We start from the raw sequence: 1,231 nt of genomic DNA on the forward strand, positions 1-1,231 counted from the left end.
TCGTGGCCTGAGCGATCAGGGCATCGAGCATCTGCGCAACGAATTTCTGTTGGCTCTTGGGTAGTTGGTCGATGGCCTCCAATTGCTGCTGCCATTTCGGAGCCGGGCCACGCTTACGCACAGTGGTTTCCTGCTGCTGACCAAACAGCTCTTCGAGTGTGGTCGAAAGCAGCCGGGCCAGCTCTGGCAACGCCGCTACCTGAATCCGCCGCTTACCGGACTCATAGGCTTGGATGGTCTGCTGGGACACGCCCAGCCGTTCAGCCAGTTGGGTTTGGGTGATGCCGTGTTCTTTGCGCAGGCGGGCAATGCGTTCGCCCAGGGCAATGAAAAATTCACGTTCTTCGGTGGTGATGCTCATGGCTGTCGTCGACGAGATCTGTAATTGGACAGCCATTAACGTACTCCAGGTTTTACCACTGCTTGTTGTAAATACTACTATTGGTGGTATATTGCCGTCGAGTTGTTTTTGCTTTTCCCTCTTGACAGCTTTTGGAGAAAACCCGATGGCCCGCATCCCCGAAGCTGAACTGGAACGCCTCAAGCGTGAGGTGTCGCTGGTTCGGTTGATCCAGTCGCAGGGCCATGAGCTGAAAAAGCGCGGCAAGGATTGGGTGATGCACTGCGTGTTCCATGACGAAAGCACACCCAGCCTGTCGGTCTCCGAGGAGAAAAATCTCTATCACTGCTTTGGCTGCGGAGCCGCAGGTTCGGTGATCGATTGGGTGATGAAAACCCAAGGCGTGTCGTTGCCGCACGCGGTCCAACTGCTGCGCAACGACGCACCACTGGATAGCGCGGAAAAAGTCGGTGTGTCGCGCAGCCAAACCCGACACCTCCCTTCTTTAGCTGCGGGCTCTTCTGATCTTGAAGCCGCGGCGCTGCTGCGTTCGGTGGCTGAGTTCTATCACGCCAATTTCAAACAGTCCCCCGAAGCACTGGCCTATCTGGCGTCTCGCGGCCTGAACCATCCCGAGCTGATCGAGCATTTTCAACTCGGCTATGCCAATAAAACCCTGACCTATCGTTTGCCTGCCGGATATACCCAGGCAGGCCGCCAGATGCGTGAGCAGTTGCAGGCCTTGGGTGTTTTGCGTTCTACCGGACACGAACATTTAAACGGTTGTCTGGTCGTGCCGGTGTTGGATCTGGAAGACGGCGCGCAGCCGGAGCAGGCAGGGCGAGTGATGCAGCTTTACGGACGGCGAATGCAGCCGAACAACAAAATTCC

General features: G+C 56.5%; 2 protein-coding genes. One reads left to right on the forward strand and one right to left on the reverse strand.

Features of this window, described 5'->3' with window-relative positions; translation table 11 throughout:
• Positions 1 to 397, reverse strand: a 397-nt coding sequence (locus PMM47T1_RS28445) for a helix-turn-helix domain-containing protein (RefSeq protein ID WP_043301668.1), incomplete at its 3' end; no start/stop codon positions are given.
• A 109-nt stretch (positions 398 to 506) separates the two neighbouring features.
• On the opposite strand from PMM47T1_RS28445, the gene PMM47T1_RS28450 reads away from it, so the two are divergent.
• Positions 507 to 1,231 (forward strand): CHC2 zinc finger domain-containing protein (locus PMM47T1_RS28450; protein ID WP_008375892.1); only part of this gene is annotated, 725 nt, incomplete at its 3' end.

Origin of the sequence: Pseudomonas sp. M47T1 (assembly GCF_000263855.1) — a bacterium.
Classification (GTDB): Bacteria; Pseudomonadota; Gammaproteobacteria; order Pseudomonadales; family Pseudomonadaceae; genus Aquipseudomonas.